At 67.9% G+C, this 4,449-nt stretch carries 4 protein-coding genes; 1 reads left to right on the top strand and 3 read right to left on the bottom strand.

What is annotated here, in order from left to right; genetic code table 11:
• From EB084_20250 to EB084_20240, 3 genes are all read right to left on the bottom strand, one after another.
• A partial coding sequence (locus EB084_20250; protein NDD30598.1) for a glucose-1-phosphate adenylyltransferase occupies positions 1-1,016 on the bottom strand: 1,016 nt, incomplete at its 3' end.
• Between the two features lie 20 nt (positions 1,017-1,036).
• Positions 1,037-2,305, bottom strand: coding sequence for a glucose-1-phosphate adenylyltransferase (locus EB084_20245; protein ID NDD30597.1), 1,269 nt, complete (start codon positions 2,303-2,305; stop codon positions 1,037-1,039).
• Between the two features lie 66 nt (positions 2,306-2,371).
• Complete coding sequence (locus EB084_20240; protein ID NDD30596.1) at positions 2,372-2,926, bottom strand: hypothetical protein; 555 nt, start codon at positions 2,924-2,926, stop codon at positions 2,372-2,374.
• Positions 2,927-3,177: 251 nt separating this feature from the next.
• On the opposite strand from EB084_20240, the gene EB084_20235 reads away from it, so the two are divergent.
• Positions 3,178-4,449, top strand: a 1,272-nt coding sequence (locus EB084_20235) for an FAD-dependent oxidoreductase (protein ID NDD30595.1), incomplete at its 3' end; no start/stop codon positions are given.

Raw genomic sequence — 4,449 nt, 5'->3', positions numbered from 1 at the left:
ACCGAGCCCTTGTCGACGATGGCGCGGTCGACCCGCGCCCCCGCCTCGATGCGCACATCGTTGAAGATGATGCTGTCCTTGACCACGGCCCCCTCGTCGATGAAGACCCCAGGGGAGATGATGCTGCGCTCGACCACGCCCAGCACCACGCATCCGTTCGAGATGAGCGTGCCGTCAACCACCGCGTTGGGACCCAGGCGCACCGGTGCCTTGTCGAACGAGCGGGTGTGCACCACCCAGTGCTGATCGTAGAGATCGAGGGCCGGATCTTCGGCCAGCAGGCTCATGTTGGCTTCCCAGTAAGACTGCACGGTGCCCACGTCTTCCCAGTAGCCGAAGAAGTGCCAGGCCGACATCTCGCAGCCATCAGCCAGCATCTTCGGCAGCACGTCGCGGGCGAAGTCGATGCCGTCACCCTCGGTGAGGGCGCGCACCAGGGCGTCTTTGCGGAAGACGTAGATGCCCATGCTCGCCAGGGTCTCGCGGGTGCGCCGCGGCTTCTCCTCCATGCCGACGATCTTGTTCTCGGCCCCGATGGAGATGATGCCGAAGCGATGCGTGTCGTGGGGGCTCACGCGCCGAACCGCCACCGTCACATCGCTGCCGCTCTGGATGTGCGCCTTGATGAGCGGGCGATAGTCCATGAGGTAGATGTGATCGCCCGGCAGGATGAGCACGTGCTCCTCGGTCTGCTGCTCGATGAACTCGAGGTTGCGGCGCACCGCGTCAGCCGTCCCCTTCTGCCAGTCGCCCAGCGGACCGCCGCGGAAGGGCTGCAGCAACGCCACGCCGCCCGTGGCCAGGTCGAGGTCCCACGGCTTGCCGGTGCCGATGTGGGCATTGAGGCTGCGCGGGCGGTACTGCGTCAGCACGGCCACGTTGTAGATGTCGCTGTTCACCAGATTGCTCAGAACGAAATCAATGATGCGATACTTCCCCGCAAACGGCAGGGCGGGCTCGGCGCGGGTCTCGGTGAGCACGCTGAGCGATTCGCTGGCCCCGCCGGCCAGAATCATTGCAAACGCCTTCGACATGATCAGCAGACCCCCTGAATGGACTTGCCGTCGCCCACGATCTTGTCGTGGGGAAACGCATTCTCGTCGACGTTGCTGGCCACCAGCACATTGCGCCCCACCAGGGCACCCTCGGGAATGAACGCACTCCGACCGATGAGGGTGATGCCGCAGGCGAGAATCGAGGGGTGCAGCTCGTTCACCACGCTCTCGTCGCCTTCGCCCACCGTGGCCCCCGCGCCGATCATGGCCCGCTTGTCGACCACGACCTTGTCGAGCCGGGCACCGGGCCCGATCCAGGCGTCGTTCATGATGACGCTGTTGGTGACCACCGCGCCGGGGCTCACGTAGACCCCAGGGCTGAGCACGCTGTTCGAGACCAGGCCGCGCACCACGCACCCATTGGAGACGATGCTCGACACCACCTTGGCCTGGGGCCCGAACTTCACCGGAGGCATCTCCTCCGACTGGGTGAAGATGGGCCAGCGATCGTTGTAGAGGTCGAGGGCCGGCGCGGTGCCCGTGAGCTCGAGGTTGGTGCTCCAGAGCGCGTCGATGGTGCCGACGTCGACCCAGTATCCCTCGTACTGCCAGGCGACCACGTTGTCGCCCGCCGCCAGCATGGCCGGGATGACGTGCATGCCGAAGTCGGTGCGCGGATTCGCCTCGGTGCCCTCTGAGATGCGCTTCTCGAGGGTTCGCCGATTGAACACGTAGATGCCCAGCGAGGCCAGCTGGCCCTTGTCTCGGTTCTTCGGCTTCTCGTGGAACTGCACGATGCGGCTCTGCGCGTCGACCTCCATGATGCCGAAGCGGTCGGTCTCCTCGAGAGGAACGGTCATGACCGCGATGGTGAGGTCGGCCCCCTGCTCCTCGTGGTAGGCGATCATGGCGGCGTAGTCCATCTTGTAGATGTGGTCGCCGCTCAGCACCAGCACGTTCTCTGCGTTCTGGTCTTCGAGGAAGTCGAGGTTCTGGTAGATGGCGTCAGCGGTTCCACCATACCAGTGGTGCCCCTCGCGCCCCTGATAGGGCGGCAGCAGGCGCACGCCACCGCGACCACGGTCGAGGTCCCACGGCTTGCCGATGCCGATGTGCTCGTTCAGGCTGTGCGGGCGGTACTGGGTGAGTACCCCCACGGTGTTGATGCCGCTGTTCACGCAGTTGCTGAGCGTGAAGTCGATGATGCGGAACTTGCCGGCAAAGGGGACGGCGGGCTTGGCGCGTGTCTCGGTGAGCACCGAGAGGCGCGTTCCGGCGCCTCCCGCGAGCAGCATGGCGACCGTCTTCATGCGTGATGTCCTCGACTCGGGAAGAGAATGGGGCGGCTGGCGCGCGCGCCGTGGGGGAAGAGGGTTCTATATGGCGGCGCGGCTTGAATCTCCTGGCAGAGAGACCTGGCCCTCGAGGAACCAGCGCGTGATGCGCCGCGCAGCCTCGTCGGCCGTGCAGGTGTCAGTGTCAACCACGACGTCGGCATCACCCTGCTGGGCCTCTGCCCGACCGTGGGCGTCTTCGATGTAGTCTGCCGGCACCTGCTGGGTCAGCGGTCGCGCGTCATTGCGGGCCCGTCGGGAGCCGACAGAGCATGCGACCTGCACCGAGAGCAGCGATCCTCCACGAGAAGCGACAGCCGCGCGCACGCGCCCGCGTCGCCCAGCGTCGAGGTAGTTGGCATCGAGCAGCACGGTGAGCCCCGCGGCCATGGCGCTCTCGAGCATGGCCTGGAGGCCATCGTACACCACGCCCTGCAGCGCGCGCAGGTACGGCCCCGCGTGAAGCGCGGCGCGCACCGCGTCGGAGGAGAGATGGAGCACGGTCACGTCGGCGCGCGCGCACGACGCCACCACCGCGCGCGCAACGCTGGTCTTGCCCGCGGCGGGCGCTCCCCACAACAAGACAACGCGACCCATGAGGGTCGTTTTCCCGCGGGCCGTCAGAGTCCCTGCGTCTGCGACCCCCGTGCGGAGCAGGTCGTCGTGACCCCTTCGTCTCGCGGGGCGCCCTGGCAGGGATTTCGAAGCCCGAGGCCAATCCGCCGACCAACCTGCGCCGCGCGACCGCCGTCCGTCCGACCTGCGGCCTGCGCTGGCGCGACGACACGATTCTCGTGTGGCCCAAGGCGCGGCCACGGCAAAGGAGCGACAAGGTGGCGCATCGCGAGCTGGAGACCGACGTGCTGGTGGTGGGAGGCGGCGTGGGGGCCTGCGCCGCGGCGTGGGCCGCCCTCCGCCGCGGACATCGCGTGGTGATGAGCGAGCCGACCGACTGGATCGGCGGACAGCTCACATCGCAGGCCGTGCCCCCGGACGAGCACCCGTGGATCGAGCAGACGGGCTGCACCCGCTCCTATCGGCGTCTGCGAGACGAGATCCGGGTGCACTACAAGCGCTTCTATCCCCTGTCGGCAAAGGCGCGGGCGGTGCAGCATCTCAACCCGGGGAACGGCTTCGTGTCAGCCATCTGTCACGAGCCCCGGGTCTCGCTCTCGGTGCTCGAGTCGTTCCTTCGCCCCTATCAGGCAGGGCGGCGCCTCACCCTGCTGCTCGAGCACGCGCCGGAATCAGCCGAGATCGACGGCGACCACGTCCGCGCGGTGACGTTGCGCCATCGCGGCGGCGCGCCACCGCTCGCCCTGGGGCACTCGCCCGATGGAGAGCGCGTCACCGTGCGCGCGCGCTATGTCGTCGACGCCACCGAGCTCGGCGACCTGCTGCCCCTGGCGGGCATCGAGCACGTCACGGGCGCCGAGTCGCATGCCGAGACCGGCGAGCCCCACGCCCCAGCGGTGGCCAGGCCCGACAACATGCAGGCCATCAGCTGGTGCTTCGTCATCGACCATGACCCCCACGGCGATCACACCATCGAGCGCCCGCGAGACTACAGCTTCTGGCGCGACTACGATCCGGCGCTCACGCCACCGTGGGGCAGCAACCTGCTCAGCTTCTCGGCCACGCATCCCATCACCCTCGACCCGGTGGTACGCACGTTCGACCCGGTGAACCCGAAGCCGGAGCGCGGCCCCATGGATCTATGGACCTTCCGCCGCATCGCCGACCGCGCCAGCTTCGTCGACGGCGCCTACGAGAGCGACATCGTGCTGGTGAACTGGCCCCAGATCGACTACATCCCCGGCAACGTCATCGGCGTGACCCCGGAGGAACAGGTCAAGCACTACGAAGGAGCTCGCCAGCTCAGCCTCTCGATGCTCTACTGGATGCAGACCGAGGCCCCCCGCGCCGATGGTGGAACGGGCTGGCGCGGTCTGCGCCTGCGCGGCGACGTGACCGGCACCGCCGACGGCCTTGCGAAGGCGGCCTACATCCGCGAGTCACGACGCATCCGCGGCCGCTTCACCGTGAAGGAGCAGCACGTGGGGCTCGACGCGCGCATGGCCGAAACGGGGAAGTCCGCCGACGACGTGCGCGCCGCCGAG

The sequence above is a fragment of the Pseudomonadota bacterium genome, from assembly GCA_010028905.1.
Taxonomy (GTDB): domain Bacteria; phylum Vulcanimicrobiota; class Xenobia; order RGZZ01; family RGZZ01; genus RGZZ01.
The sequence above is the reverse complement of the archived record's forward strand: the minus strand, read 5'-3'. Positions and strand labels throughout refer to the sequence as shown.